The organism is Nocardiopsis synnemataformans (assembly GCF_965343085.1).
Taxonomy (GTDB): domain Bacteria; phylum Actinomycetota; class Actinomycetes; order Streptosporangiales; family Streptosporangiaceae; genus Nocardiopsis; species Nocardiopsis alborubida.
In genome coordinates this window covers 1-24,135 of the sequence record NZ_CBDRFA010000030.1, presented here as the reverse complement: position 1 = coordinate 24,135, position 24,135 = coordinate 1, and the positions used below count along the sequence as shown (strand labels likewise).

Here is a 24,135-nt window from a genome sequence, read left to right as displayed (position 1 = left end):
ATGGCCGCCGCCGGAGCGCCCCGCACCGGGTGTCCCCTGTCGTCGGGGTGGCTCGGGGTGACTCCGGGTGGCTCGGAGCGGGACGGCTCGGGGCGGAGGTCCGGGGGGACGGTGGGTGCCGGGAGGCGGGGGTCGCGGATGTCCTAGAGTTCGTGCGTCGTCCTTCGCCCTGCCTTCGTACCCTGGGGGTTTCGTGACCGCCGAGTCCCTGTCCCGCGACCTCGCGGGCAAGCCCGAGGCGCTGATCCGGCTCGCCGACCGCTTTCCGCGGTGGGATCCCTACGCCGCGCTGCCCGCGCTGCTCGACGACGAGCCCGCGGCGGTGCGCTTCCTGGGTCTGGGCGCGGCGCGGCACGCGTGCGAGGTGGCGGCGGCGCGGCTGCGCCGGTCGGGGATCGCGGCGAGCGCGGACTTCTCCTCGTCGGCGGAGGAACCGCCCGCGGGTCCCGAGACGCTCGTGGTCGCGGTGAGCCTGGGCGGCGGGCAGCGCGAGCTGTACACGGCGCTGGACCGCTACGTGGCGCGGTCGCCGGTGATCGTGCTGGCCCCGTCGGTGGACTCGGTGGTGGGGCGCCAGGCGGACCTGTTGGTACCGCTGCACGCGGGTGAGGAGGCGAGCGGTGTGGGCTGTCGCGCCTACCAGCACGCGCTGGCCCTGCTCCTGCTGCTGGGGCACCGTCTGGGCGCGCCCCGGTCGGGCAACAGCCAGACCCTGCCGGGGCTGCTGCGCCGCGCGGCGAACGCGACGGCGTCGCTGCTGGAGAGCGCGCCGGAGTGGGTGCCGGAGGCCGCCCGGGCCCTGGAGTCGCCGCACGGTGTGCACATGGTGGCTCCGGCCGAGCGTATGGCGTCGGCCTGGCAGGGGGTGCGGGTGCTGCGCCAGGGACCGGTGCGGGTGGCGCACGCGTGTGAGACCGGGGAGTGGTCGCACACCGACCGCCACCTGGCGGCGGTGACGGACTACCGGGCGCTGCTGTTCGCGGGTTCGGCCTACGACGAGCGCTTCGCCCAGCACCTGGGGCAGCTGCGGGGGGCGTTCGTGGCGGTGGGTCCCACCCCCGGCCAGGAGCGGATGCCGGAGGCGGAGCTGACCGTGCGCTACCCGGGCGACACCGACCAGGACGTGAGCCTGCTGGTGGAGCCGCTGGTGGCGGAGCTGCTGGCGGCGCACTGGTGGCGCGGCCGGTAGAGGTCACCGCGGGCGCAGGAAGCTCCGGACGTCGTCACGGCCGTCGAGGGCCCGAGCGTCCACGTCCGCGGGGTCCGCCTCGGCACGCGCCGCCAGCGACTCCGCCAGTGCGCGGGCCTCGTCGCCGAGGTGTCCGAAGCGTCGGGCGATGTGGCCCAGGCACAGACACGCCAACCCGAGCAGCGGGCTACCCGGCGCGGCCCGTGTCCCGACCCGCACGCACCAGCGCTCGACGAACTCCCCGTCGTCGTCGTTCAACGCGCTTCCGACCAGGGCGCTCGCCGCCTCCCCCTCCTGCGAGCGGTCGCGCAGAGCACGCTCCAACGTCTCGGCCACCGCCTCGTGCGGCAACGCGGGAGGGTTGACGAAGTGCGGCCGGGAGTGCATATCCCCGACACTACGCGCCCCGGACCGAGCGCACGGGGCCCGCGGGGGCTGGACGTCCACAGGCCCGGTCCGGGTGTTGCCCCAGCTCAAGTGGCACGGGGAGAATGGATTCGGGGGGCCGCCCCCCACCACGGGAGGAACGCGGCGCCCCCGAATCAACGGTAGCCCGGCGGCCGTGCGGGCGCACCCCCTCCGGCTGGCCTGTGGACGACCCGGGTCAGGCCGAGGAGCGCACCCAGGAGGCGTACAGGTCGGCGTACACGCCGGGCCTGTCCACCAGCTCGGTGTGCGAACCGCTCTGCACGATGCGCCCGTCGTCGAAGACGAGGACCCGGTCCGCGGCCTCGGCGGTGGACAGCCGGTGCGCGATGGCCACGGAGGTGCGCCCGCGCGTGAGCCGGTCCAGGGCGCGCTGGATGCGCACCTCGGTGTGCGGGTCCACCGCCGAGGTGGCCTCGTCCAGCACCAGCAGGTCGGGGTCGGCGATGTAGGCGCGCACCAGGGCCACCAGCTGCCGCTCCCCCGCCGAGAGCGACTCCCCTCGCTGGCCCACGGGGGTGTCCAGCCCGTGGGCGAGGCTGTCGAGCCACTCCGCCAGCCCCAGTTCGGTGACGGCGGCCTCCAGTTCGGCGTCGGTGCTCTCGGGGCGGGCGAAACGGATGTTGTCTCCCAGGGAGCTGTCGAAGAGGAAGCCCTCCTGCGGGACCATCACCACGCGGCTGCGCAGGGAGGAGAAGGCCACCTCGCGCAGGTCGGCGCCGTCGAGCCGGACGGTGCCCCGGGCGGGGTCCATGAGGCGGGTGAGCAGCTTGACGAAGGTGGTCTTGCCCGAGCCGGTCTCACCCACCACGGCCACGCGGGTGCCGGGGGTGATCTCGACGCTGACGTCGTCGAGGACGACGGGGCCCTCGGGATAGGAGTAGGTCACCTCGTCGAAGGAGACCCGGACCGGTCCGCGCGGCAGCACCCGGCCCGCCTCGCCGGGGTCGGCGATGTCGGGGACGGTGTCGAGCACGCCCAGGACGCGGCGCCAGCCCGCGATGGCGTTCTGGGCCTCGTTGAAGATCTCGGTGGCCATCATCATCGGCTGGATGAACAGGGTCATCAGGAACAGGAAGGCGATGAGCTGCCCTGCGGTCAGGCCTCCGCCCAGGCCGAGCCAGACGCCGACGAGGACGACGGCGGTGTTGCCCAGGGCCGCGATGATCTCGGCGAAGGGCGAGACCGCCATGGACAGCCGCTGGGCGCGCACCTGGGAGCGGCGCGTGGTCAGGACGGTGGTGTCGATGCGCTCGGCGGTGCGCCGCTCGGTGCCGTGGGCGCGGATGACGGAGGCGCCCATGACGGTCTCGCCGATGACGCCGAGCATGTCGCCGGTGTTCTCGCGGACCTTGAGGTAGGCCTTGGACAGCAGCTTCTGGAGCCAGCGCACGCCGAACAGCAGCGGCAGGAAGCAGATCCACACCACGAGGGTGAGCTGCCAGGAGTAGACCGCCATCAGGATGGTGGCGACCAGGAGTTGGCCACTGCTGACCAGCAGGAGCAGGCCGCCCCACTGCATGAAGGTGCTGATCTGGTCGACGTCGCTGGTGACGCGGGAGACCAGGGCGCCCTTGCGCTCGCTGTTCTGGGTGAGCACGGACAGGTCGTGCACGTGCCGGAAGGCCTTGCGGCGCAGCGTGGCCAGACCGGACTCGGTGGCCCGGTACAGGCGCACGTTCATCAGGTAGGAGCAGATCATGGTGACCACGAGCAGGGCGGCGCAGACGGCCACCATGCGGGTGACGAAGCCCAGGTCGGGTCCCTCCGCCCCGGACAGTCCGTTGTCGATGATCTGCTGGACGGCGACGGGCACGACGACCTTGCCCGCGGTGGCCACGACGGCGAAGGCCAGGGTGAGCCCCAGGCCGCGGGCGAACTCCGGGGAGAGCCGCAGGCCGCGCTTGAGCGTGTCCATCGCGCCCTCGGAGGAGCGGTGCAGCGACACGGCCGGGTCGTCGGAGGAGCGGTCGGGCCGCTCCTCCCGCTCCCGCTCTCGCTGCTCGTCGCGGGTGGGCGCGCTCATCGGGTGGCCTCCTCGGCGGCGTCGTCACGGGTGGGGTGGGCGGGTTCGAGGGGGCCGGGCTCCTCGGGCAGCGGGGCGTTCTCGGCCTGCCCCTCGGCGGAGGCGCGTTCGTAGGCGGTGACGAGCCTGGTGTAGCCGGGCGAGGTGGTGAGCAGTTCCTCGTGGGTGCCGCGGGCCAGCACGCGTCCGCGTTCCATGTAGACGACCTCGTCGGCGAGTTCGATGGTGGCGCGGCGGTAGGCGACCACGACCACGGTGGCGGCGTCGTCGCGTTCGCGCAGGCCCGCCAGGATCTGCGCCTCGATCTGGGGGTCGACGGCGGAGGTGGCGTCGTCCATGATGAGCAGCCGCGGACGGCGCACGATCGCGCGGGCCAGGGCCAGGCGCTGGCGCTGTCCTCCGGAGAGGGTGGTGCCCTTCTCACCGAGCCGGGCGTCGAGCCCGCCCTCCAGCTCCCGGACGAAGCCGTCGGCGCGGGCCAGGCGCAGGGCGGCCCAGACCTGGTCGTCGTCGGTGTCGGTGCCCAGGGTGATGTTGTCGCGGACGCTGTCCTCGAACACGAAGGTGCCCTGGGGCACCAGGGCCGCGTGCCGGGGGAGCTGGTCGCGGGCCAGGTCGCGCACGTCGACGCCGTCGAGGGTGACGGTGCCGGTGTCGGCGTCGACCAGGCGCATGAGGACGGTGGTGAGCGTGGACTTGCCCGATCCGGTGGGGCCGACTAGGGCGACGGTGCGCCCGGGGGCGATGTCCAGGTCCACGCCGTTGAGGACAGTGGTGCGCGGCTCGGTGTCGGCGCCGCCGTCCATCAGGTCGCGCGCGCCGCCCAGGGCGTCGTAGGAGTCGGCGTAGGAGAAGGTCACGCCGCGGGCGCTCAGGGCGATGCCGGTGGGGGTGTCCTCCAGGGTTCGGGGGCCGTACTCCATGGCGCCGCCGGAGTTGAGGACGGACTGGACGCGGTCCCAGCCCACGACGCTGCGGGGCAGGTCGCCCAGGATCCATCCGAAGGAGCGGATGGGCAGGGCCAGGAGGGTGAACAGGAAGGCGATCTGGACCAGGTCCCCGGCGTCGATGGCGCCGGTGGACAGCCGCCACATGCCCAGGAGCAGGACGGCGAGCACGCCGAAGTTGGGCAGGGCCTCCATGACCGGGTCGAACATCGAGCGCATCCGGCCGACCTGGATGAGCGCGTCGCGCAGGCGGTGTGCGGCGGAGGTGAAGCGCTCGGTCTCGGTGTCCTCGCGGCCCAGGGTCTTGACGACGAGGGCGCCGTCGAAGGACTCGTGGGCGACGCCGCTGACCTCGGCGCGCAGCGCCTGGGCGCGGGAGGCCATGGGTGAGACGCGGCGCTGGAAGACGACGTTGGCGGCGGCCAGTACCGGGAAGACGACGAAGGCGACCAGGGACAGGACCGGGTCGGTGGTGACCATGGCGACGGCCGCGATGACCAGCATGAACACGCTGCCGACGGCCATGGGCAGCGGGGCGAGCGGCTGCCAGGCGGCCTCGACGTCGGCGTTGGCGTTGGACAGCAGCTGTCCGGTGGGGTGGCGGTGGTGCCAGGACAGGGGCAGTTCGAGGTACTTGCGGGCGACGGCGCGGCGGTAGCGGGCCTGCATGCGGAACTGCATGAGCGCGGCGAGCATGCGGCGCATGGCGATGCCGGTGCCCTTGCCCAGGCCCACGCCCATGAGGAGCGCGGCGGCGCCGACGAGGGCGGCGGCGGTGGTGCTGCCCTGCTCGAAGGCGGGGAGGATGGTGGCGTCGGTGAGGTAGCCGAGGACGGAGGCGGAACCGACGGTGACGGCGGCGTGCAGCATGGCGCCGATGACGGCGGCGAGGAAGACCCACGGCTCGGTGCGGGCGGCGACCCACAGCACGCGCATGCCGCGGGTGAAGACCCCGGTGTGCTCGGCGGCGTCGGCTCCCTCGCGTGCTTCCGGTCCGTCCGCTGTCTCGCGTGCTCCCGGTCCGTCCGCGGCTCCGGGCGGCGCCGACCCCTCCTCGTTCCCCGGCTCCCTGGTGCTCGTACCCCGCGCCATACGCCCCCCGTTCTCCTCCGTGGCCGGGCAGGCCCGGCGCAGCCCGACACGCGCACGGCGGCCTCCGGGCATGCCGGAGGGCGTGAATGTGCGCGTGTCGTGTCAACCTATCCAGCGGCACCGACAAGGTTCCACCGGATTGTTTCAGCGCACGGCGCGACGGGGCTATTCCGTCTGGTTCGGGGTGTGGCGGAACCGGTTCCGGCCGGGGCCGGGTCGGTCGCGCGGGCAGGGACCCGGCCGGTCGCGCTCGGCGGTGCCCGGGCCCCGAGAGGGTGGGCCCGGACAGCGCGGGAAAGGGCGCGTCCTGGTTCCCTGCGCGGGTCGCGGGGCCGGTCAGCGGGCGTAGTCCTGATAGCTGATCACGGCGTGGAAGGAGACGGGCCCGAAGACACCGTCGACGCCGATGTCGAAGTACTCCTGGGCGTCGCGGACGGCCCGCTCCGTGGCGGGTCCGTAGACGCCGTCGGTGGCCAGGTGGGCGTTGAACTTGGCGTTGAGCTCGCGCTGGATCATGGTGACGACCGGGCCGGTGTCGCCGCGGCGGAACTGGTGCTGGCCGAAGACCAGCTCCTGGAAGTGTTCCCAGGTGTCGGGGTTGAGGTCGCCGTCGTCGTGCAGGCCGAAGGCCTGCTGGTAGGTGACGAGGGTGTCGTGGAGGTCCTGGTCGAATTCCAGGTCCAGCTCGCCGGGGTTGATCTCACCGTAGGAGAGCAGCATCTTGGCGGCGTAGACGTCGATGCTGGAGTCGCCGAGGGTGTATTCGGGCCAGACCTGGGACTCGATGGCGGCGAGGGCCTCGGGAGAGGTCTGGTCGAGGTCGTCCGCCAGGGCGGCGGGCGCGGTGGCGAGGGCGGTCGTCGCGGCGAGGGCGGCGGCCGCGAGAAGGGAGGCGGCCCGCCCGGTTGTGGTGGACATGGAGAGGTTCCTTTCCCCTGTGGTCCCTGTGGTCAGTGCTACACAGTGGTTCGGTGTTCCACACTGTTCGATGTGTGAGACCCGCATCACGTTCACAAAATGCGCGCCAATACCACTAAAAGGACACAGTTCTCTGTCCTTGTCCCTTTTTCTCAGCACATACGCCAACCGATTCGATGGCGTGCGCGTGTACGGGGCCACGGGGCGGAACCGGACCCCGGCCGGGGGCGAGGCTCGCCAGGGAACGTGCGGGCCGCGCACGCGGACGGCCTCCGCGCGCTCGCGCGGAGGCCGTGTGCCCGGAGCCGGCCGAGCCGTTAGGTGCCGGAACCCGCACCGTTCAGCGGACGGGGTGGCCCGCCTCGCGCAGGCTCTTCTTGACGTCGGCGATGGTGAACTGCCCGAAGTGGAAGACCGTCGCGGCCAGCACCGCGTCCGCGCCCGCCGCCACGGCCGGGGCGAAGTGCTCCACGGCGCCCGCGCCGCCGGAGGCGATCAGCGGCACCTCCACCCGCGAGCGCACCGCCCGGATCAGCTCCAGGTCGAAGCCCGAGCGGGTGCCGTCGGCGTCCATCGAGTTGAGCAGGATCTCCCCCGCCCCCAGCTCCGCGGCGCGCTCGCACCACTCCAGGGCGTCGACCCCGGCGCTGCGGCGCCCGCCGTGCGTGGTGACCTCGAACCCGCTCGGGGTCGGCCGCCCGCCCTCGCGCACCCGGCGCACGTCGGCGGAGAGCACCAGCACCTGGCGGCCGAAGCGTTCGGCGATCTCCCGGATGAGCTCGGGCCGGGCGATGGCGGCGGTGTTGACGCCCACCTTGTCCGCGCCCGCGCGCAGCAGCCGGTCCACGTCGTCGGGGGTGCGCACCCCGCCGCCCACGGTCAGCGGGATGAACACCTGGTCGGCGGTGCGGCGCACCACGTCGTAGGTGGTCTCCCTGTCACCGCTGGAGGCGGTGACGTCGAGGAAGGTGAGCTCGTCGGCGCCGTCGGCGTCGTAGGTGCCCGCCAGCTCCACCGGGTCGCCCGCGTCGCGCAGGTTCTCGAAGTTGACGCCCTTGACCACCCGCCCGGCGTCCACGTCCAGGCAGGGGATGACGCGTACCGACACGCTCACCGCCGCACGCTCCCGGCCTCGCGCACCGTGGCCAGGGCGTCCTCCAGGGTGAAGGCGCCCTCGTACAGGGCGGTGCCCATGATGGCGCCCTCCACGCCCAGCGGCACCAGTGTGGCGATCGCCCGCAGGTCCTCCAGGCTGGAGACGCCGCCGCTGGCCACCACCGGCTTGTCGGTGCGCTCGCACACGGTGCGCAGCAGGTCCAGGTTGGGGCCCTTGAGGGTGCCGTCCTTCTGGACGTCGGTGACGACGTAGCGGGCGCAGCCCTCCGACTCCAGGCGCTCCAGGGTCCGCATGAGGTCGCCGCCGTCGCGGGTCCAGCCGCGCGCGGCCAGGGTGGTGCCGCGCACGTCCAGACCGATCGCGATCCGGTCGCCGTGCTCGGCGATGATCCTCGCGCACCACTCGGGGTTCTCCAGGGCGGCGGTGCCGATGTTGACCCGCCTGCACCCGGTGGACAGGGCGGCGGCCAGTGACTCGTCGTCGCGGATGCCGCCGGACATCTCCACCTTCACGTCCAGGCGGCCGACGATGTCGCGCAGCAGGTCGCGGTTGTGGCCGCGGCCGAACGCGGCGTCCAGGTCCACCAGGTGGATCCACTCGGCACCGGCGGACTGCCAGGCCAGGGCCGCCTCGAAGGGGTCGCCGTACTGCCCGCCGGAGCCCGCCTTGCCCTGGACGAGCTGGACGGCCTGGCCGCCCGCCACGTCAACGGCGGGGAGCAGTTCGAGTACGGGGGTGGTGGTCTCGCCGGTCATGGAGTCATCTCGTTCTCGTCGGAAGGGTCGGTCTGAGGATGCGGCGGGCCAACGCGGTACCGGAGAGGTTCACAGGTCCGCCGTCCGCATGCGTGATCTTGTACTTGTAGCGAGGTTCGAGCGCCCAACCTGGCTACAAGTACAAGATCACCACGGGTCGAATCCCATGTGTCACACCGGCAACGTTTCCGGCCGGTCTGTCAGAGGGTGTCGACCCAGTTGGCCAGAATGCGGGCGCCCGTGTCCCCGGACTTCTCCGGGTGGAACTGGGTGGCCCACAGCGGCCCGTTCTCGACGGCGGCCACGAACGGCTCGCCGTGCTCGGCCCAGGTCACCCCGGGCGCGGGGATGCGCTCGTTCGTGGGCGTGAACCCCCACTCGCGCACGGCGTAGGAGTGCACGAAGTAGAAGCGGTCCTCGGGCCCGATCCCGACGAAGAGCCGGGTGTCCTCGGGCGGGCGGACGGTGTTCCAGCCCATGTGCGGAACGACGGGCGCGCGCAGACGGTCCACCGTGCCGGGCCACTCGCCGCAGCCCTCGGTGACCTCCTCCCCCGCTTCGGAGCCGGAGTCGGCGCGCTCCACCCCCTGGTCGAAGAGCACCTGCATCCCCACGCAGATGCCCAGGACCGGGCGTCCCCCGGCCACGCGCCTGCCGATGATCCGGTCGCCGCCCGCGGCCCGGAGGCTGGACATGCACGCGCTGAACGCGCCCACGCCCGGGACGACGAGGCCGTCCGCGTCGAGGGCGGCGTGCGGGTCGGAGGTGACGGTGACGTCGGCTCCGGTGCGCTCCATGGCGCGCTGCGCCGAGCGCAGGTTGCCGGAGCCGTAGTCGAAGACGACCACTCGTGACGGCATGGTGCTGCCCTTCCCCTTCAGAAGTAGTCCAGGCGCAGTACGCCGGAGGCCAGCGCGAGCGCCGTGCATCCGGCCAGGACGACGGCGAGGGGCCGGTTGACCCTCCACAGGGCGTACGCGCCCCCGGCGAGGAAGCCCCCGAGCACGATGAGGGCGATCCCCCACAGGTATCCGTCCATCTACAGGGCGCCCTTGGTGGACGGGATGCCGCTGACGCGCGGGTCGTCCTCGGTGGCCGCGCGCAGGGCGCGGGCCAGCGCCTTGAACTGGCACTCGACGATGTGGTGGGCGTTGCGGCCGTAGGGCACGCGCACGTGCAGGGCGACGCGCGCCTGGGCCACGAACGACTCCAGGATGTGGCGGGTCATGGTGGTGTCGTAGTCGCGGCCGATCACCGGGGCCATGCCCTCGGGCTCGCTGTGCACCAGGTAGGGGCGGCCGGAGACGTCGACGGTGACCTCGGCCAGGGCCTCGTCCAGGGGCACCTTGGCGTCGGCGAAGCGGCGGATGCCGCGCTTGTCGCCCAGGGCCTCGCGGAAGGCGGCGCCCAGGGCCAGGGCGGTGTCCTCCATGGTGTGGTGGGAGTCGATGTGCAGGTCGCCCTCGGTGCGCACGGTCAGGTCGAACAGGCCGTGCTTGGCGAGCTGGTCGAGCATGTGGTCGAAGAAGCCGACGCCGGTGGAGACGTCGGCGACGCCGGTGCCGTCCAGGTTGATCTCGACCAGGACCTTGGTTTCCTTGGTGGTGCGCTCGACGCGTCCGGTGCGGCTCATGGTGGCGGAACTTCCTCGCTCGGTGCGGTGGGTGCGGGGCTCGGCCGGGTCGGCTCCGGCGGAGGTCTCGGGGTCGGCGGGCACGGCTCAGCGTCCGGTGGCGCGGAGCAGGGCCCGGCGGAAGGCGGCCATCTCCTCCGAGGTGCCGACGGTGACGCGCAGCCAGCCGGGCGGGCCGACCTCGCGGATGAGGACCTGCTGGTCGAGCATGGCCTGCCAGACCCGGGTGCGGTCCTCGAACTTGCCGAACAGGACGAAGTTGGCGTCGGACTCGGCGACCGAGAAGCCGTGCTCGCGCAGCCAGGCGACCAGGGAGTCGCGTTCGGCGCGCAGGTCGGCGACGGCGGCGAGGAGTTCGCCGGCGTGGTCGAGCGCGGTGAGCGCGACCGTCTGGGTGACGGCGGACAGGTGGTAGGGCAGGCGGACCAGCTGGAGGGCGTCGACCACGGCCGGGTGGGCGGCCAGGTAGCCCACGCGCGCACCGGCCAGGGCGAAGGCCTTGGACATGGTGCGCGAGACGACGAGCCTGGGGTGGTCGGGCAGCAGGCTCAGCGCGCTGGGCGTGCCCTCGCGGCGGAACTCGGCGTAGGCCTCGTCCACGACCACGACGCCGGGGGCCGCTGCCAGGACGCGCTCGGTGTCGGCGAGGTCCAGGGCGGTGCCGGTGGGGTTGTTGGGCGAGGTGAGGAAGACGACGCTGGGCTGGTGCTCGGCGATGGCGGCCAGGGCGGCGTCCACGTCGATCCGGAAGTCGGCTCCGCGCGGCACGGACACCCAGCCGGTGCCGGTGCCCCGGGAGATGATCGGGTGCATGGAGTAGGACGGCTCGAATCCCATGGCGACCCGGCCGGGGCCGCCGAAGGCCTGGAGGACCTGCTGGAGGACCTCGTTGGAGCCGTTGGCCGCCCACACGCGGTCGGCGGTCAGGCCGTGGCCGAGGTAGGCGGCCAGGCCCTCGCGCAGGCGGACCGCGTCCCGGTCGGGGTAGCGGTTGAGGCCCAGGGCGGTGTCGGCGACCGCCTCGGCCAGTGCCTTGGCCAGGCGCGGCGAGGGCGGGTGCGGGTTCTCGTTGGTGTTGAGCACCACGGGCACGTCCAGCTGCGGCGCGCCGTAGGGCGAGCGGCCGCGCAGGTCGTCGCGCAGGGGCAGGTCGTTCAGGGTGAAGCTCACGGTTGCACGCTCATGGTCGGTCGGAGGCGGGCGGGGGCGTGCGGGTCGCGGCCGGTGCGGCCGCGGGGTCCGCGCTCCCGGGTCCCGCCGGGCGGGTGGCCGTCGGGCTCAGGCCGGGTCCGTGCGCGCGGCGACGGCCTCGCCGTGCGCGGGCAGGTCCTCGGCGTTGGCCAGGGCGACGACGTGGTGGGCGACGTCGGCCAGCGCCTCGCGGTCGTACTCGACCACGTGCACGCCGCGCAGGAAGGTCTGCACGCTCAGGCCGCCGGTGTGGCAGGCGCAGCCGCCGGTGGGCAGCACGTGGTTGGACCCGGCGGCGTAGTCGCCGAGGGAGACCGGCGAGAAGTCGCCGACGAAGATCGCGCCCGCGTTGCGCACGCGCGCGGCCCACGCGGCGGCGTCGGCGGTCATGACCTCCAGGTGCTCGGCGGCGTAGGCGTCGACGACGGCGAGGCCGTGGTCGAGGTCGTCGACCAAGACGATGCCGGACTGCGGGCCGGACAGGGCCTCGCGGACACGGTCGCCGTGCTTGGTGGCGGCCACGCGTACGGCGAGGCGGTCGGTGACCGCCTCGGCGAGCGCCTCGTCCGGGGTGACCAGGACGGAGGCGGCGACGACGTCGTGCTCGGCCTGGCTGACCAGGTCGGCGGCGACGTAGTCGGGGTTGGCGGTGGCGTCGGCGAGGATCGCGATCTCGGTGGGACCGGCCTCCGCGTCGATGCCGATGACGCCCTTGAGCAGGCGCTTGGCCGCGGCCACCCAGATGTTGCCGGGGCCGGTGACCATGTCGGCGCGCTCACAGGGGCCCGCCCCGTAGGCGAACATGGCGATGGCCTGGGCGCCGCCGACGGCGTAGACCTCGTCGACGCCGAGCAGGGCGCAGGCGGCGAGGATGGTCGGGTGCGGCAGTCCGCCGAAGGCGCTCTGGGGCGGTGAGGTGACCGCCAGGGAGCGCACTCCCGCCTCCTGGGCGGGGACGACGTTCATGACGACGCTGGAGGGGTAGACGGCCCGGCCGCCCGGCACGTAGAGGCCGACGCGGTCGACGGGGATCCACTTCTCGGTGACGGTGCCGCCGGGCACGACGCGGGTGGTGTGGTCGGTGCGGCGCTGGTCGCGGTGGACCGCGCGGGCGCGGCGGATGGACTCCTCCAGCGCGGCGCGCACGGCGGGGTCGAGTCCGTCCAGGGCGGCCTCGATCGCGTCCTTGGGCACGCGGATGTCGGTCAGTCTCACCCCGTCGAAGCGCTCGGTGAGTTCGACCAGCGCCTCGGCACCACGATGGCGTACGTCCTCGCACAGGGGGCGTACGCGCTCGGCGGCGGCCGCCACGTCCAGTTCCGCGCGCGGAAGGGCCTGACGCGGGTCGCCTTGGGTGCCTCGGAGGTCGATTCGACTGATCACGGTCCCAGTCTAGGGGGAAGTGCCCATTCGGTGGGCGGTGCCGTCCGGATGATGGACGCCACACGCGCGCCACCGGCGGGTACGCGCCGGTCCGGAAGGGCGCCGACGGGGCTCCTCACACACCCGCATAAGTGCGCCCTAAGTTTGGGACACCTAACCTTATTAACCTTCAGAAAGGCTTGCCTAAGAAATTCGAGTCACACCGATAAATGTCGCGAAATGCTTTTGTGTGCGTTATCGTGTACCCATGACTTCGAACAAGAGCAGCGATATCGGCCTTTCCAAGTTCCACCGGCTCCTCGTCGACCAGGTGCGGCACGAGTTCACGGCCTCGCACCAGTACGTGGCCATCGCCGCCTGGTTCGACGACCACGACCTGCCCCAGCTGGCGCGGGTCTTCTACGAGCAGTCCCTGGAGGAGCGCGACCACGCGATGATGATCGTGCGTTTCCTCCTGGACACCGACGTTCCGTTCTCCCTTCCGGGCGTGGACGAGATCGAGACCGATTTCGCCGTGCCCCGGGACCTGGTCGCCCTGGCCCTTCGCCAGGAGCGCGAGGTGACCGACCAGTTCCAGCGCCTGGCCAAGGTCGCCCGCGACGAGGACGACTACACCGGCGAGCAGTTCCTCCAGTGGTTCATCCAGGAGCAGACCGAGGAGGTCGCCAAGATGTCGACCCTCCTCAACGTGGTGGACCGCGCCAACGGCAACCTGTTCGACGTGGAGACCTTCGTCGCCCGGGACATGCCCAGCGAGGACAGCGGCAGCCAGGGCGCGCCCGGCACCGCCGGTCCGTCGGTCTCCTGACCCCGCGACCCGGGACCACCGGCCGCCCTCGGGCGGCCGTCTCCGAGGCCCGGGGCACCGGACGCCCGTTCCAGAGGGGGGACGCGGGCGCCGTGCCCCGGGCCGCTCCACATGGTGGGGGCCGTGGCCGGGCGGGGACGCGCCGCCGCTTTCGGCGCCCGCGTTCCCGGCATGAGGGGCATACTGGAACCATGCCCTTGGCCCTGCCGATCTTCCCGTTGAACACCGTGTTGTTCCCCGGTATGACCGTTCCCCTACACGTCTTCGAGCGGCGCTACCGCCGACTGGTCGCGGAGCTGCTCGGGCCCACCTTCGCCCAGGGGGACGATCTCGGGCGCGGCCGGGGACCGCTCCGGTTCGGTGTGGTGTGGATCGAACTGGGCCAGGAGGTGGCCTCGGAGTCCGGCCAGGGCGCGGGCGGCGCCGACACGGGGACGCCCACCACCGGCGGATCGGACACCGCGCTGCCCCGGGTCAGCGCGACCGGGTGCACCGCCCTGGTGCGCGACGTGCGCACCTACGAGGACGGCCGCTACGACCTGGTCGTGGAGGGCGGCGCTCGGTTCTCCATCACCGACCTGTCGGAGGTGGACGCCTCCTCCCCGGAGGAGTACTCGACCGCGTCGGTGGCCTTCCTGCCCGAGCCGACGGGCCCGGACGTGGAGGAGCACGCCGAGCGGGTGCGCGACCTGTTCGGGACCTACTCCCAGCGCCTGGCCTCGATCGGGATGTCGCCGGACGCCTCACCCGACCTGCCCAAGGACCCCATCGCGCTGTCCTACACGGTGGCCGCGGCCACGGTCCTGGACCAGGCGGAGAAGCAGCGGCTGCTGGAGGCCGAGGACGCCGCGACCCGGCTGGCCGTGACCGCCCGGTTCCTGCGCCGGGAGAACCGCATCGTGGCCGCTCCCACGCTGCCCAACCTCCCCGCGGGCCCTTTCCTCAACAACGGCGTGTCGTTCAACTAGGCGCGTCCGCCGAGCGCGTCCCGGGGTGCGCGGTGCGTTTTCCGACCCCTTTCCGGGCCGAAGGTCCCGATACCGGTGTCCAGCGGAGGAAACACCGCCTTTCCCCGCACGCCTGCGCGCGGTCCGGCCCCGTGTTGGCCTAGCCTGCTGTGCGAACCGGTGCGGCGTGCCCGGGGCCCCGACCCGGGCTGTTGCGACGCACGCACCAGCGCGTTCGCGCGCAGAGAAGGAACCAGGTACTCAATGAGCGCAAAAGCCACACCCGCGACCGTGGCCGCCGGGCGGACCAAGACCACGTACACACTGCACCCGTACGAGGTGGACGGCTCCTCGGACGGGCACTCCTACGGCACCGACGCGGCCGACGCGCTCGGCGTCCCCCACGAGCACGTCTTCAAGACCCTGATCGCCGAGGTGGACGGACAGCTCACCGTCGGGGTGGTGCCCGTCAGCGCCACGCTCGACCTCAAGGCGCTGGCCGCCGCGGTCGGCGGCAAGAAGGCCGCCATGGCCGACCCCGCCCTGGCCGAGAAGGCCACCGGGTACGTGCGCGGCGGGATCAGCCCCCTGGGCCAGCGCAAGCGGCTGCGCACCGTGATCGACGCGTCGATCACCGAGCTGCCCACGGTCTACGTCTCGGCCGGACGGCGGGGTTTGCAGATGGAGCTCAAGCCCCGGGACCTGATCACGCTCACCGAGGCGGTCACCGCGCCGATCAGCGCCTCCTGACCCCGGACGGGGACCGTTTCCGAGGACGTGCACGGACTGTTGCCGGGTTACCTACCCAGGGGTAGTTTTGTGACATGCGCAACACTTCATCCCCCTTTTCCTCCGTTCCCGGTATGTTCCTCTCCCGCGTCGCCGAGTCAGCCGACTCCGAGGCGTTCAGCTATCCCCTCCCCGGCGTGTCCGGCGCCCCCGAGAAGTGGGAGACCCTCACCTGGTCAAAGACCCGTGACCGGGTGCGTGACATCGCGTTGGGCCTGCACGACCTGGGCGTGACCCCCCAGGCCCGGTGCGCGATCGTCTCCAGCACACGCGTCGAGTGGATCCTCGCCGACCTGGCCGTGCTGTGCGCGGGCGGCGCCTCCACCACCGTCTACCCCTCCTCCACCCCGCCCGACTGCGCCTACATCGTCTCCGACTCGGGCAGCATGGTGGCCTTCGCCGAGAACGACGAGCAGGTCGCCAAGCTGGTCGACCAGCGCGCCCGGATGCCGGGGCTGTCGCGGGTGATCGCCTTCGAGGGCGCGGCCGGGGGCGACGACGACTGGGTGATGTCCCTGGAGGAGCTGGCCGCCCGGGGCGCCGAACTCCACGCCGGGAACCCGGACCTGTTCGAGGCGCTGGTCGCGGCGGTCGAACCCGACCACCTGGCCACGCTGATCTACACCTCCGGCACCACGGGCAGGCCCAAGGGCGTGCGTCTGGACCACGCGAACTGGCTCTACGAGTCCCAGGCCATGGCGGACCTGGACACCGAACTGCGCGCGCGGGGCTGGGACCTGATGGGCGCCGACGACGTCCAGTACCTGTGGCTGCCGCTGTCGCACGTATTCGGCAAGCTCATGCAGGTCAGTCAGCTGCGGATCGGCTTCCGGACCGCCGTGGACGGCCGCCCCGAGCGGATCGTGGACAACCTGGCCGTCGTGCGGCCCACCTTCATGGCCGCCGCCCCGCGCATCTTCGAGAAGGTGTACAACCGCGTGGTCATGCAGGCCCGGGAGGGCGGCGCGGCCAGGTACCGGATCTTCCGGTGGGCCGCGGGGGTGGGCGACCGGGTCGCCCGGCTCAGGGAGGAGGGCCGCGAGCCCACCGGGCTGCTCGCCGCGCAGTACCGGGTCGCCGACAGGCTCGTGTTCGCCAGGCTGCGGGCGCGCTTCGGCGAGCGGCTGAAGTTCTTCATCTCCGGCAGCGCGCCGCTGTCCCCCGAGATCGGCCGGTTCTTCTACGGCGCCGGGATCGTCATCCTGGAGGGCTACGGGCTCACCGAGACCAGCGCCGGGACGTTCGTCAACCGCCCCGGCGACGTGCGCTTCGGCACGGTCGGACTGCCCATGCCCGGCACCGAGGTGCGCATCGCCGAGGACGGCGAGGTCCTCATCCGGGGCGGCGGCGTGATGCGCGGCTACCACAACCTCTCCGGCGCCACCGAGGAGGTGCTCACCGCGGACGGCTGGTTCGCCACCGGCGACATCGGCGCGCTGGAGAACGGCCGCCTGCGCATCACCGACCGCAAGAAGGAGCTGATCAAGACCTCCGGCGGCAAGTACGTGGCGCCCCAGAGCATCGAGAGCCGCTTCAAGGCGCTGTGCCCCTACGTCAGCAACCTGGTCGTGCACGGCGACCGGCGCCCCTACTGCGTGGCGCTGGTGGCCCTGGACCCGGAGTCCATCGACACCTGGGCGGCGGAGCACGGATTGGGCCACCTCAACTACACGGGCCTGACGCGGGAGCCGAGGGTCCGGGAGATGGTGCAGGAGGCCGTCGACGAGCTCAACCGGGGCCTGCCCCGGCACGAGACCGTGAAGAGGTTCGCGATCCTGCCGAGCGACCTGACGGTCGAGGAGGGCGAGATGACGCCCAGCCTGAAGATGCGGCGGCGGGCGGTGGAGGACAGGTACCGCGACCTGCTCGACGGCATGTACGAGGAGAGCGTCCGCAGGTTCTGAGGACAGGGGCGGAAGGCAGGGGCCGGGCCGGGGTCAGCCTCGGGGGTCCTCCGGTCCCGCCTGGTCGTGCTCGGCCGGGATCGGCTCGCCGGGGGACGGATGCGCGGTCGGGTCCGCGTCCGGACCGTGGCCGACCGGCGCCCCGGGTTCGGCGTGTGCCTGCGCGTCCGGCTCCCGCCGCACGGGCATGTGCCGGGGCACGCCGGGCAGGTCGCGGCGCACGAGGCTGATCGCGTCGAGCAGCCCGTACTGGAGGACGAACACCAGGGGCCAGATCAGCAGGAAGGCGGTCGCGTCGAGCTGGAGTCCGGTCTGGACGGTGGCGCCTGGCTCGGCCGCGTCGACGGCGGCGTGCGCCGGACCGTCCAGGGCCACACCGATGCGCCAGGTGAGCACGGCCCCGCCCAGCGAGCCGAGGAAGCCCGCGACCAGGCAGACCATACGCAGGTCCTGGAAGCGGCGGCGCGACAGCGGGAACTGGGCCATGTAGGCGGTGTAGCCCGCGATCAGCCCGGTGAGGGCGGTGATGAGGGCGAACCAGCCCTCGCCCGCGAACACGTCCTCGGTGGTTCCGGTGAAGACCTCGCCCCCGCCCAGCGCGGTGCCCTCCGCGCGCGGCGCGAGGCCCCACCACAGCGGCCCCAGGACCGCGCCCAGCAGGAGCAGGACCCCCAGGACGCACGCTCCCACGACCAGTCGGCGTGTCGGCGCCGACGTCTCCCCCCGGTTGCGCTCCGCCATCTCCCCCACTCTCCGCGCCCCGTCCCGGCCTGCGGAAAACCAGTGGATACGGGGCATAGCCGGAACGGAGAATACCGGCATGAGTGACAAGAACAGCCCTCTGGCCGTCCCCGGACTCCAGCGTGTCGACCCGCCCAAGGCCGCCGACGAGCGCACCATGCTCACCAGTTGGCTGGACTGGCACCGCGCCACGGTCCGCGCCAAGTGCGCCGGGCTGTCCCCCGAACACGCCGCCGCCACTCCCCTGCCGTCGTCCCCGCTGATGAGCGTGGGCGCCGTCGTCTCCCATCTGCGCTGGGTGGAGCACGCCTGGTTCGAGGTGATCCTGCTGGGGCGGCCCGACGAGGGCTACGCCACCCCGGAGGACCCCGACGCCGAGTGGCGCCGGGGCGGGCAGGTCCCCCTGGCCCGGCTCCTGGAGGAGTACGAGGCCCAGTGCGCCCGCTCCCGCGAGATCACCGCCCGGTTGGAGCTGGGTTCGGGCTCGCGGCGTGCCCACCGATCGGAGGGACACACCACGCTGCGGTGGGTGCTGGTGCACATGGTCGAGGAGACCGCCCGCCACAACGGCCACCTGGACGTCCTGCGCGAACTCGCCGACGGAACGACCGGCGAGTAGTCCGCGCGGCGGGGCAGCGGGCTCCGGAGTGAACGACGCGCCCCTCGGACCGAGACACCGACGGGCCCAGGCTCTGGGGGGCTGGGGCGCTGGCACGCTGGCGGGCTGGCACGCTGGCGGGCTGGGGCGCTGACAGGCGGAGGCGTCGACGGAGAAGGGGTGCCCGGGGACGTGCTCGCGTCGTCCCCGGGCACCCCTGCGTCGTCGCCGTCACCGGCCGGTGCCCGGCGCCTCAGTCCTCGTCGTCGTCCGCCGGAGCGGAGTCGGTGTCGGCCTCCTCCTCCGCGAGGATGAGGTAGAGGCCCCGCCGGGTCTCGGCCAGGAGCCGCTTGGCCCGCTCCAACTGGTCGGCGCTGCCCGCCTGGGCGACCTGCGCCGCGGCCGCGCTGAGCTGGTGGGCCAGGGCCGCGACCTCCTCGTACCGGGACCGGGTGTCGGCGTAGGCGTCGGCGACCGCCTCCCAGGGCGGGGTGAGCCCGGCGCCGTGCTCCTCCAGATGGGCGATGCCCTCCTCGGTGAGCCGGTAGGGACGGCGGCGCCCCTCGCCCTCCTGTTGGACGACCAGGCCCTCGTCCTCCAACTGCTGGAGCATGGGGTAGACCGAGCCCGGGCTGGGCCGCCACATGCCGCCGCTGCGGTCGCGGCCCTCCCGGATGATCTCGTAGCCGCTGCGCGGCTCCTCCGCGAGCAGCAGCAGGATGCCGGTGCGCACGTCGCCCCTCTTGGCGCGGTGCCCGCCCCTGCGTCGGCCGCCGGGGCCGAACCCCGCGCCCGGACCGAAGCCTCCGGGACCGCCGGGGCCGAAGCCGCCGAACGGGTGGTCGGGGCCGAAGGGCCCCGCTCCCCAGGGCGGCCGCCCCGGTCCCATCGGGGGTTCGGGGGGCGGGGGCGGGCCGGGCGGACCGAACGCGAACCGCTCGCCGCCGCCTCGCGGACCGTGGTGGTCTCCGTGCTCGGGAAACCCGCGTCGCTCGTCCTGCGGCTGGCGGCCCCAGGGACGACGCGAACGGCGCGGTCCGCGTGCGTCCCAGGACCAGGGGCCGGGAAGTGCCATGGCGCTCATGGTGTTCTCCTTGAAGTTGTGCGATACAGAGCGACTGTCGCACTCTGTTCTGATAGCTCAAAGATATATCGCTAACTTCGATTGGGCAAGGGCGGGCACGAAAAAGGTCCCCACCCGCCCGAGGGCGCGCGAGGACCGTGAGGTCGCGGGGCGGTGGTCAGTAGTCGACCGCGAAGGCTCCCAGCAGGCTCTTGACCTCACCGTTGAACTCCGGGGAGATCCGCACCGAGTAGCGGTCCACGGCGTAGACCCGCGACCGGACCGGGTTGTCCACCCGGATCCGCACCGGGGTGTCCCCCTTGTGCGTGGCCAGCACCTGGCGCAGGTCGCCGACCAGCTCGGGGGTGAGGCGTTCCTCCGCGACCGTCAGCAACACCGGCGGTTCCCCCTCGGTGACGTGCGAGATGTCCAGGATCGACATCTCCGAGGCGAACATCGACCACGTGCCGTCCCGGTCGTTGAGCCTGCCCTTGACCGTGACCGCGGTGTCCTCCAGCAGGGCCTGGACGTACAGCGGATAGGTCTTGGGGAAGAACAGCACCTCCATCGAGGCGTCCAGGTCCTCGACCGTGGCGATCGCCCACTGGTTGCCCGCCTTGTTGGTGCGCTTGTCCACCTTGGAGATCAGGCCAGAGATGCGCACCTCACCGCGCTCGCGGGCCAGCTCCCCCGCCACGATCTGCGCGATGGAGGTGTCGCGCGAGCGGGCCAGCACCCGCTCGGCACCGGCCAGCGGGTGGCTGGAGACGTACAGGCCCAGCATCTCGCGCTCGAAGGCCAGCTTGGTCTTGCGGTCCCACTCCTCCTCGCCCCAGTCGATGTTGAGGCCGATGGGGGTGGAGTCACCGTCGTCACCGCCGCCGAACAGGTCGAACTGGCCGTGCGCCTCCTGCTTCTTGGAGCTGATCATGCCGTCCACCGCGGTCTCGTGGTGGCGGTACAGCTCACGGCGGGGCTGGCCGAGCGAGTCGAAACCGCCCGCCTTGACCAGCGACTCGATCACGCGCTTGTTGCAGGCCGCCAGCTCGATCTTGGACAGGAAGTCGGTGAAGGAGCTGAACTTGCCCTTCTCGGTGCGGGTCTTGATGACCGAGTTGACGACGTTGGCGCCGACGTTGCGGACCGCGCCCATGCCGAAGCGGATGTCCTTGCCCACCGGGGTGAAGCGCAGACCCGACTCGTTGACGTCGGGGGGCAGCACCTTGATGCCCTGGGCCCGGCACTCGGCCAGGTAGATCGCCATCTTGTCCTTGTCGTCGCTGACCGAGGTCAGCAGCGCGGCCATGTATGCGGCGGGGTAGTTGGCCTTGAGGTAGGCGGTCCAGTACGCGACGAGGGCGTACCCAGCGGCGTGCGACTTGTTGAAGGCGTATCCGGCGAAGGGCAGCATGACGTCCCAGATCGCCTGCATCGACTCCTGGGAGAAGCCCTTCTCGACCATGCCCGCGGAGAACTTGACGAACTCCTTCTCCAGGGCCTCCTTCTTCTTCTTGCCCATCGCGCGACGCATGAGGTCGGCGCCGCCCAGGCTGTATCCGGCCAGCTGCTGGGCGATGGCCATGATCTGCTCCTGGTACACGATCAGGTGGTAGGTCTCACCCAGGATCGTGTCCAGAGCGTCCTTGAGCTCCGGGTGGATCGCGGTGATCTCCTGGCGGCCGTTGGAGCGGTCGGCGTAGTCGTTGTGCGCGTTGGCCGCCATCGGTCCGGGCCGGTACAGCGAGATCACCGCGGTGATGTCGCCGAAGTTCGTGGGCTCCATCCGCTTGAGCAGGTTGCGCATGGCGCCGCCGTCCAGCTGGAACACGCCCAGGGTGTCGCCGCGCGCCAGGAGCCGGTAGGTCTTCTTGTCGTCCAGGGGCAAGGCGGACATGTCGAGGTCCACCCCCTCGGACTCCTTGATGGACTTGACCGCGTCGTCGATGATCGTGAGGTTGCGCAGGCCCAGGAAGTCCATCTTGAGCAGCCCCATGTCCTCGCACTGAGGATAGGGAAAGCCCGTGATGATGGCCCCGTCGGTGTCGCGCTTGTGCAGCGGGATGACGTCGAGCAGCGGGTCGCGGGACAGGATCACCCCGGCCGCGTGCACGCCCGTGCCGCGGGTCAGGCCCTCGATACCGCGCGCGGTCTCCATGACCTTGGCGACCTGCGCGTCGTTGTCGATGAGGTTGCGCAGCTCGGTGGTCTCGCCGTAGCGCTCGTGGTCGGTGTTGGTCACCGCCTCCAGCGGAATCTCGTTGCCGCCGACCGGAGCGGGGAAGGCCTTGGTGATCTGGTCGCCCACCGAGTAGGGCATGCCCAGGATCCGGGTGGAGTCCTTGATCGCGGCCTTGGCCTTGATGGTGCCGAAGGTCAGGATCTGCGCGACGCGCTCCTCGCCGTACAGGCGGGTGACGTACTCGATCATCTCCCCGCGCCGACGCTCGTCGAAGTCCAGGTCGACATCGGGCATGGACACGCGCTCGGGGTTGAGGAACCGCTCGAACAGCAACCCGTGGGCCATCGGGTCCAGGTCGGTGATGCCCAGGACGTAGGCGATCATCGACCCCGCCGCCGACCCGCGTCCCGGGCCCAGGGCGATACCGTTCCTGCGCGCGTACTGGCAGATGTCGGCCACCACCAGGAAGTAGGCCGGGAAGCCCATCTCGTTGATGATGCCGAGTTCGTAGTCGACCCGCTGGCGGTACTCGTCGTTGATCCCGCCCGGGTACCGGCTGGGGAGGCAGCGCTCGACCTCCTTGGCCAGCCAGGAGGCCTCGGTCTCACCCTCCGGGATGGGGAAGGCGGGCATGAGGTCGCGGTGGGCGAACACCGCGTCGTAGGCGCCCGGGTCGATGCGCTCGGCCACCAGCAGGGTGTTGCGGCACCCCTGCTCCCACTCGTCGAAGTTGAGGAGGCCGCGCATCTCGTCCGCGGTCTTGAGGTAGTAGCCCGAGCCGTTGAACCGGAACCGGGTGGGGTCGTCCAGGTTCTTGCCCACGCCCACCGCCAGCAGCGCGTCGTGCGCCGCGGCCTGGGACTCGTAGACGTAGTGGGAGTCGTTGGTCACCAGCGGCGGGATGTCCAGCTCACGGCCGACCCTGAGCAGGCCGTCGCGGACCTCCTTCTCGATGGGCACGCCGTGGTCCATCAGCTCCAGGAAGACGTTCTCCTTGCCGAAGATGTCCTGGAGCCCGGCCGCGTAGGCGACGGCCTCCTTCTCCTGGCCCAGCCGCAGCCGCGTCTGCACACCGCCCGAGGGGCAGCCGGTGGAGACGATGATGCCCTCGCTGTACTCCGACATCAGCTCCAGGTCCATGCGGGGCTTCATGTAGTAGCCCTCCATGGACGCCAGCGAGGACATCCGGAACAGGTTGCGCAGGCCCTTCTCGTTCTGCGCCAGCATCGTCATGTGCAGGTAGCGGCCACCGCCGGAGATGTCCTTGCCACCCTCGGACGAAGCGTCGTCGGAGCCGCTGGCCCGCCCCCAGAAGACCCGTTTCTTGTGGAAGCGCGACTCGGGGGCGACGTAGGCCTCGATGCCGATGATCGGGGTGACGCCGGTGCCCTTGGACTGCTGGTAGAACTCGTAGGCCCCGAACATGTTGCCGTGGTCGGTCATCGCGACCGCGGGCATGCCCAGCCGCGACGCCTCCTTGAACAGGGGCTTCAGCTTCGCGGCCCCGTCGAGCATCGAGTACTCGGTGTGGACGTGCAGATGGGCGAAGGAGTCGGCCATGGCTCAGATGCCCCCAGGAGGGTCGGTGGACAGGTGGTGACTCCTGAGCCTACGACTTTCCCGCGACACTCGCAGACCCCTGTGGACAACGTGTCCCGTCCGCCTCGCGGAGCCCTCGCCCGTCCCTCACACGTGCTTTGCCTGTGCCTCGTAGCCCCCGCCTGTGCCTCACCTGGGATGTGAAGCCAGGCACACAGGCCAGGAGTTGGGAAGAATGAAGAATATTTTGAGGGGTAGGGAGGGGCCGCCATCAGGCCTCTCCCCTACGCCGTTCCCGCCCGGGGTCGTTGGCGGCAACGAAAGCGCACCCGCTGCCGCGAAAGGGCGCGGGAATGCGAGGAAACGGTCAGCGTCCGGTGAGGGTGAGGGTCCCCGACGACAAGCGGCACCAAAGGCGGGAGCACCTGACGGAGGGCGACCAACGCCCGGGGTTCGGGAATGGCTGGGCTCTGCCGCGTCGGCACCAACGGCAGGCAGGACCTCCAGCCTCGGACAACGCCCCCGGCCCCTGCGGCCAGGGCGGGCGACGATGACACCAAAGGCGAGCGATCATTTCGGCCGCGCATTTACGGACACATTTTGACCCGCCCTAATCATGGCTTATCGATGAAGGGCAAGCCTTCTGAAAAGGGAGCCGGAAAGGCGGGGAATTCAAGGCTGTGAATGCTGGCACAATGGCGACTGCTGGCTTATAATAAGAAGCATGGAGATGATGCTTGCAGCGCCCGACGTGGCCCCCGGGGAATGCTCCCCGGTCGTGGCCGCGCTGGCCGGTGCGCGCGAGGTCATCGACCAGACGTGGGACGCTGAGTTGCCGCCGGGGGCGGACGAGAGTGCGGCCGAGGAGGTCGCGGCATTGTGGGCGCAGG

Annotated in this window: 20 protein-coding genes and 1 pseudogene; 7 read left to right on the top strand and 14 right to left on the bottom strand. The window is 71.8% G+C overall.

What is annotated here, in order from left to right:
• The first annotated feature begins 193 nt into the window (after nucleotides 1–193).
• Complete coding sequence (locus tag ACSIH6_RS18375; protein ID WP_435109528.1) at nucleotides 194–1,189, top strand: SIS domain-containing protein; 996 nt, start codon at nucleotides 194–196, stop codon at nucleotides 1,187–1,189.
• 3 nt (nucleotides 1,190–1,192) lie between these two features.
• Here the strand turns inward: ACSIH6_RS18375 and ACSIH6_RS18370 are convergent, their stop codons facing one another.
• The 11 genes from ACSIH6_RS18370 to hisD form a co-directional block, all read right to left on the bottom strand.
• Nucleotides 1,193–1,576: a hypothetical protein gene (locus ACSIH6_RS18370; RefSeq protein ID WP_435109527.1), complete on the bottom strand. Its 384-nt coding sequence runs from the start codon at nucleotides 1,574–1,576 to the stop codon at nucleotides 1,193–1,195.
• A 217-nt stretch (nucleotides 1,577–1,793) separates the two neighbouring features.
• Nucleotides 1,794–3,641, bottom strand: coding sequence for an ABC transporter ATP-binding protein (locus tag ACSIH6_RS18365; protein ID WP_435109526.1), 1,848 nt, complete (start codon nucleotides 3,639–3,641; stop codon nucleotides 1,794–1,796).
• Nucleotides 3,638–5,680, bottom strand: coding sequence for an ABC transporter ATP-binding protein (locus ACSIH6_RS18360; RefSeq protein ID WP_435109525.1), 2,043 nt, complete (start codon nucleotides 5,678–5,680; stop codon nucleotides 3,638–3,640). The genes ACSIH6_RS18365 and ACSIH6_RS18360 overlap by 4 nt, the downstream gene beginning before the upstream one ends.
• A gap of 336 nt (nucleotides 5,681–6,016) precedes the next feature.
• Entirely contained in the window at nucleotides 6,017–6,598 is a 582-nt protein-coding gene (locus ACSIH6_RS18355) for a peptidoglycan-binding domain-containing protein (RefSeq protein WP_150253226.1), read from the bottom strand.
• A gap of 340 nt (nucleotides 6,599–6,938) precedes the next feature.
• On the bottom strand, nucleotides 6,939–7,712 hold the full coding sequence (gene hisF / locus ACSIH6_RS18350; RefSeq protein WP_061083102.1) for an imidazole glycerol phosphate synthase subunit HisF: 774 nt from the start codon (nucleotides 7,710–7,712) through the stop codon (nucleotides 6,939–6,941).
• Nucleotides 7,709–8,470, bottom strand: a complete 762-nt coding sequence (gene priA, locus ACSIH6_RS18345; RefSeq protein ID WP_061083103.1) for a bifunctional 1-(5-phosphoribosyl)-5-((5-phosphoribosylamino)methylideneamino)imidazole-4-carboxamide isomerase/phosphoribosylanthranilate isomerase PriA — start codon at nucleotides 8,468–8,470, stop codon at nucleotides 7,709–7,711. Before priA ends, hisF begins: the two co-directional genes overlap by 4 nt.
• A 200-nt stretch (nucleotides 8,471–8,670) precedes the next feature.
• Nucleotides 8,671–9,330, bottom strand: coding sequence for an imidazole glycerol phosphate synthase subunit HisH (gene hisH, locus ACSIH6_RS18340; protein WP_435109524.1), 660 nt, complete (start codon nucleotides 9,328–9,330; stop codon nucleotides 8,671–8,673).
• 17 nt (nucleotides 9,331–9,347) lie between these two features.
• Nucleotides 9,348–9,509, bottom strand: a complete 162-nt coding sequence (locus tag ACSIH6_RS18335; RefSeq protein ID WP_013154204.1) for a hypothetical protein — start codon at nucleotides 9,507–9,509, stop codon at nucleotides 9,348–9,350.
• Nucleotides 9,510–10,103: an imidazoleglycerol-phosphate dehydratase HisB gene (gene hisB / locus ACSIH6_RS18330; protein WP_097635650.1), complete on the bottom strand. Its 594-nt coding sequence runs from the start codon at nucleotides 10,101–10,103 to the stop codon at nucleotides 9,510–9,512.
• Between the two features lie 87 nt (nucleotides 10,104–10,190).
• Entirely contained in the window at nucleotides 10,191–11,273 is a 1,083-nt protein-coding gene (locus ACSIH6_RS18325) for a histidinol-phosphate transaminase (protein ID WP_435109523.1), read from the bottom strand.
• A 108-nt stretch (nucleotides 11,274–11,381) separates the two neighbouring features.
• Nucleotides 11,382–12,677 (bottom strand): histidinol dehydrogenase, encoded by a 1,296-nt coding sequence (hisD, locus tag ACSIH6_RS18320; protein ID WP_435109522.1) that lies wholly within the window; start codon nucleotides 12,675–12,677, stop codon nucleotides 11,382–11,384.
• Nucleotides 12,678–12,924: 247 nt separating this feature from the next.
• On the opposite strand from hisD, the gene ACSIH6_RS18315 reads away from it, so the two are divergent.
• From ACSIH6_RS18315 to ACSIH6_RS18300, 4 genes are all read left to right on the top strand, one after another.
• The gene (locus tag ACSIH6_RS18315; RefSeq protein ID WP_017565153.1) at nucleotides 12,925–13,485 is read left to right on the top strand and encodes a ferritin; all 561 of its coding nucleotides are present in this window, start codon (nucleotides 12,925–12,927) and stop codon (nucleotides 13,483–13,485) included.
• A 191-nt stretch (nucleotides 13,486–13,676) separates the two neighbouring features.
• Nucleotides 13,677–14,453 (top strand): LON peptidase substrate-binding domain-containing protein, encoded by a 777-nt coding sequence (locus tag ACSIH6_RS18310; RefSeq protein ID WP_435109521.1) that lies wholly within the window; start codon nucleotides 13,677–13,679, stop codon nucleotides 14,451–14,453.
• A 243-nt stretch (nucleotides 14,454–14,696) separates the two neighbouring features.
• On the top strand, nucleotides 14,697–15,182 hold the full coding sequence (gene ybaK, locus ACSIH6_RS18305; RefSeq protein ID WP_435109520.1) for a Cys-tRNA(Pro) deacylase: 486 nt from the start codon (nucleotides 14,697–14,699) through the stop codon (nucleotides 15,180–15,182).
• Between the two features lie 74 nt (nucleotides 15,183–15,256).
• Nucleotides 15,257–17,125 (top strand): AMP-dependent synthetase/ligase, encoded by a 1,869-nt coding sequence (locus ACSIH6_RS18300; RefSeq protein ID WP_435109519.1) that lies wholly within the window; start codon nucleotides 15,257–15,259, stop codon nucleotides 17,123–17,125.
• 33 nt (nucleotides 17,126–17,158) lie between these two features.
• Here ACSIH6_RS18300 and ACSIH6_RS18295 read toward each other — a convergent pair whose 3' ends face one another.
• On the bottom strand, nucleotides 17,159–17,866 hold the full coding sequence (locus ACSIH6_RS18295) for a hypothetical protein (RefSeq protein ID WP_435109518.1): 708 nt from the start codon (nucleotides 17,864–17,866) through the stop codon (nucleotides 17,159–17,161).
• A gap of 79 nt (nucleotides 17,867–17,945) precedes the next feature.
• On the opposite strand from ACSIH6_RS18295, the gene ACSIH6_RS18290 reads away from it, so the two are divergent.
• Entirely contained in the window at nucleotides 17,946–18,485 is a 540-nt protein-coding gene (locus tag ACSIH6_RS18290; protein ID WP_435109517.1) for a DinB family protein, read from the top strand.
• 232 nt (nucleotides 18,486–18,717) lie between these two features.
• On the opposite strand, the gene ACSIH6_RS18285 is transcribed toward ACSIH6_RS18290, so the two are convergent.
• Nucleotides 18,718–19,548 (bottom strand): PadR family transcriptional regulator, encoded by an 831-nt coding sequence (locus ACSIH6_RS18285; RefSeq protein WP_435109516.1) that lies wholly within the window; start codon nucleotides 19,546–19,548, stop codon nucleotides 18,718–18,720.
• A gap of 157 nt (nucleotides 19,549–19,705) precedes the next feature.
• The gene (dnaE, locus tag ACSIH6_RS18280) at nucleotides 19,706–23,266 is read right to left on the bottom strand and encodes a DNA polymerase III subunit alpha (protein ID WP_435109515.1); all 3,561 of its coding nucleotides are present in this window, start codon (nucleotides 23,264–23,266) and stop codon (nucleotides 19,706–19,708) included.
• A gap of 712 nt (nucleotides 23,267–23,978) precedes the next feature.
• On the opposite strand from dnaE, the pseudogene ACSIH6_RS18275 reads away from it, so the two are divergent.
• A pseudogene (locus tag ACSIH6_RS18275) lies at nucleotides 23,979–24,135 on the top strand (HNH endonuclease); the annotation flags it as partial.

Excerpts from the sequence above, each read along its gene's own strand:
- ACSIH6_RS18370 (WP_435109527.1), bottom strand. The coding sequence starts at position 1,576 with ATGCACTCCCGGCCGCACTTCGTCAACCCTCCCGCGTTGCCGCACGAG.
- ACSIH6_RS18365 (WP_435109526.1), bottom strand. The coding sequence starts at position 3,641 with ATGAGCGCGCCCACCCGCGACGAGCAGCGAGAGCGGGAGCGGGAGGAG.
- ACSIH6_RS18360 (WP_435109525.1), bottom strand. The coding sequence starts at position 5,680 with ATGGCGCGGGGTACGAGCACCAGGGAGCCGGGGAACGAGGAGGGGTCG.
- ACSIH6_RS18355 (WP_150253226.1), bottom strand. The coding sequence starts at position 6,598 with ATGTCCACCACAACCGGGCGGGCCGCCTCCCTTCTCGCGGCCGCCGCC.
- priA (WP_061083103.1), bottom strand. The coding sequence starts at position 8,470 with ATGACCGGCGAGACCACCACCCCCGTACTCGAACTGCTCCCCGCCGTT.
- hisH (WP_435109524.1), bottom strand. The coding sequence starts at position 9,330 with ATGCCGTCACGAGTGGTCGTCTTCGACTACGGCTCCGGCAACCTGCGC.
- ACSIH6_RS18335 (WP_013154204.1), bottom strand. The coding sequence starts at position 9,509 with ATGGACGGATACCTGTGGGGGATCGCCCTCATCGTGCTCGGGGGCTTC.
- hisB (WP_097635650.1), bottom strand. The coding sequence starts at position 10,103 with ATGAGCCGCACCGGACGCGTCGAGCGCACCACCAAGGAAACCAAGGTC.
- ACSIH6_RS18315 (WP_017565153.1), top strand. The coding sequence starts at position 12,925 with ATGACTTCGAACAAGAGCAGCGATATCGGCCTTTCCAAGTTCCACCGG.
- ACSIH6_RS18310 (WP_435109521.1), top strand. The coding sequence starts at position 13,677 with ATGCCCTTGGCCCTGCCGATCTTCCCGTTGAACACCGTGTTGTTCCCC.
- ybaK (WP_435109520.1), top strand. The coding sequence starts at position 14,697 with ATGAGCGCAAAAGCCACACCCGCGACCGTGGCCGCCGGGCGGACCAAG.
- ACSIH6_RS18300 (WP_435109519.1), top strand. The coding sequence starts at position 15,257 with ATGCGCAACACTTCATCCCCCTTTTCCTCCGTTCCCGGTATGTTCCTC.
- ACSIH6_RS18295 (WP_435109518.1), bottom strand. The coding sequence starts at position 17,866 with ATGGCGGAGCGCAACCGGGGGGAGACGTCGGCGCCGACACGCCGACTG.
- ACSIH6_RS18290 (WP_435109517.1), top strand. The coding sequence starts at position 17,946 with ATGAGTGACAAGAACAGCCCTCTGGCCGTCCCCGGACTCCAGCGTGTC.
- ACSIH6_RS18285 (WP_435109516.1), bottom strand. The coding sequence starts at position 19,548 with ATGAGCGCCATGGCACTTCCCGGCCCCTGGTCCTGGGACGCACGCGGA.
- dnaE (WP_435109515.1), bottom strand. The coding sequence starts at position 23,266 with ATGGCCGACTCCTTCGCCCATCTGCACGTCCACACCGAGTACTCGATG.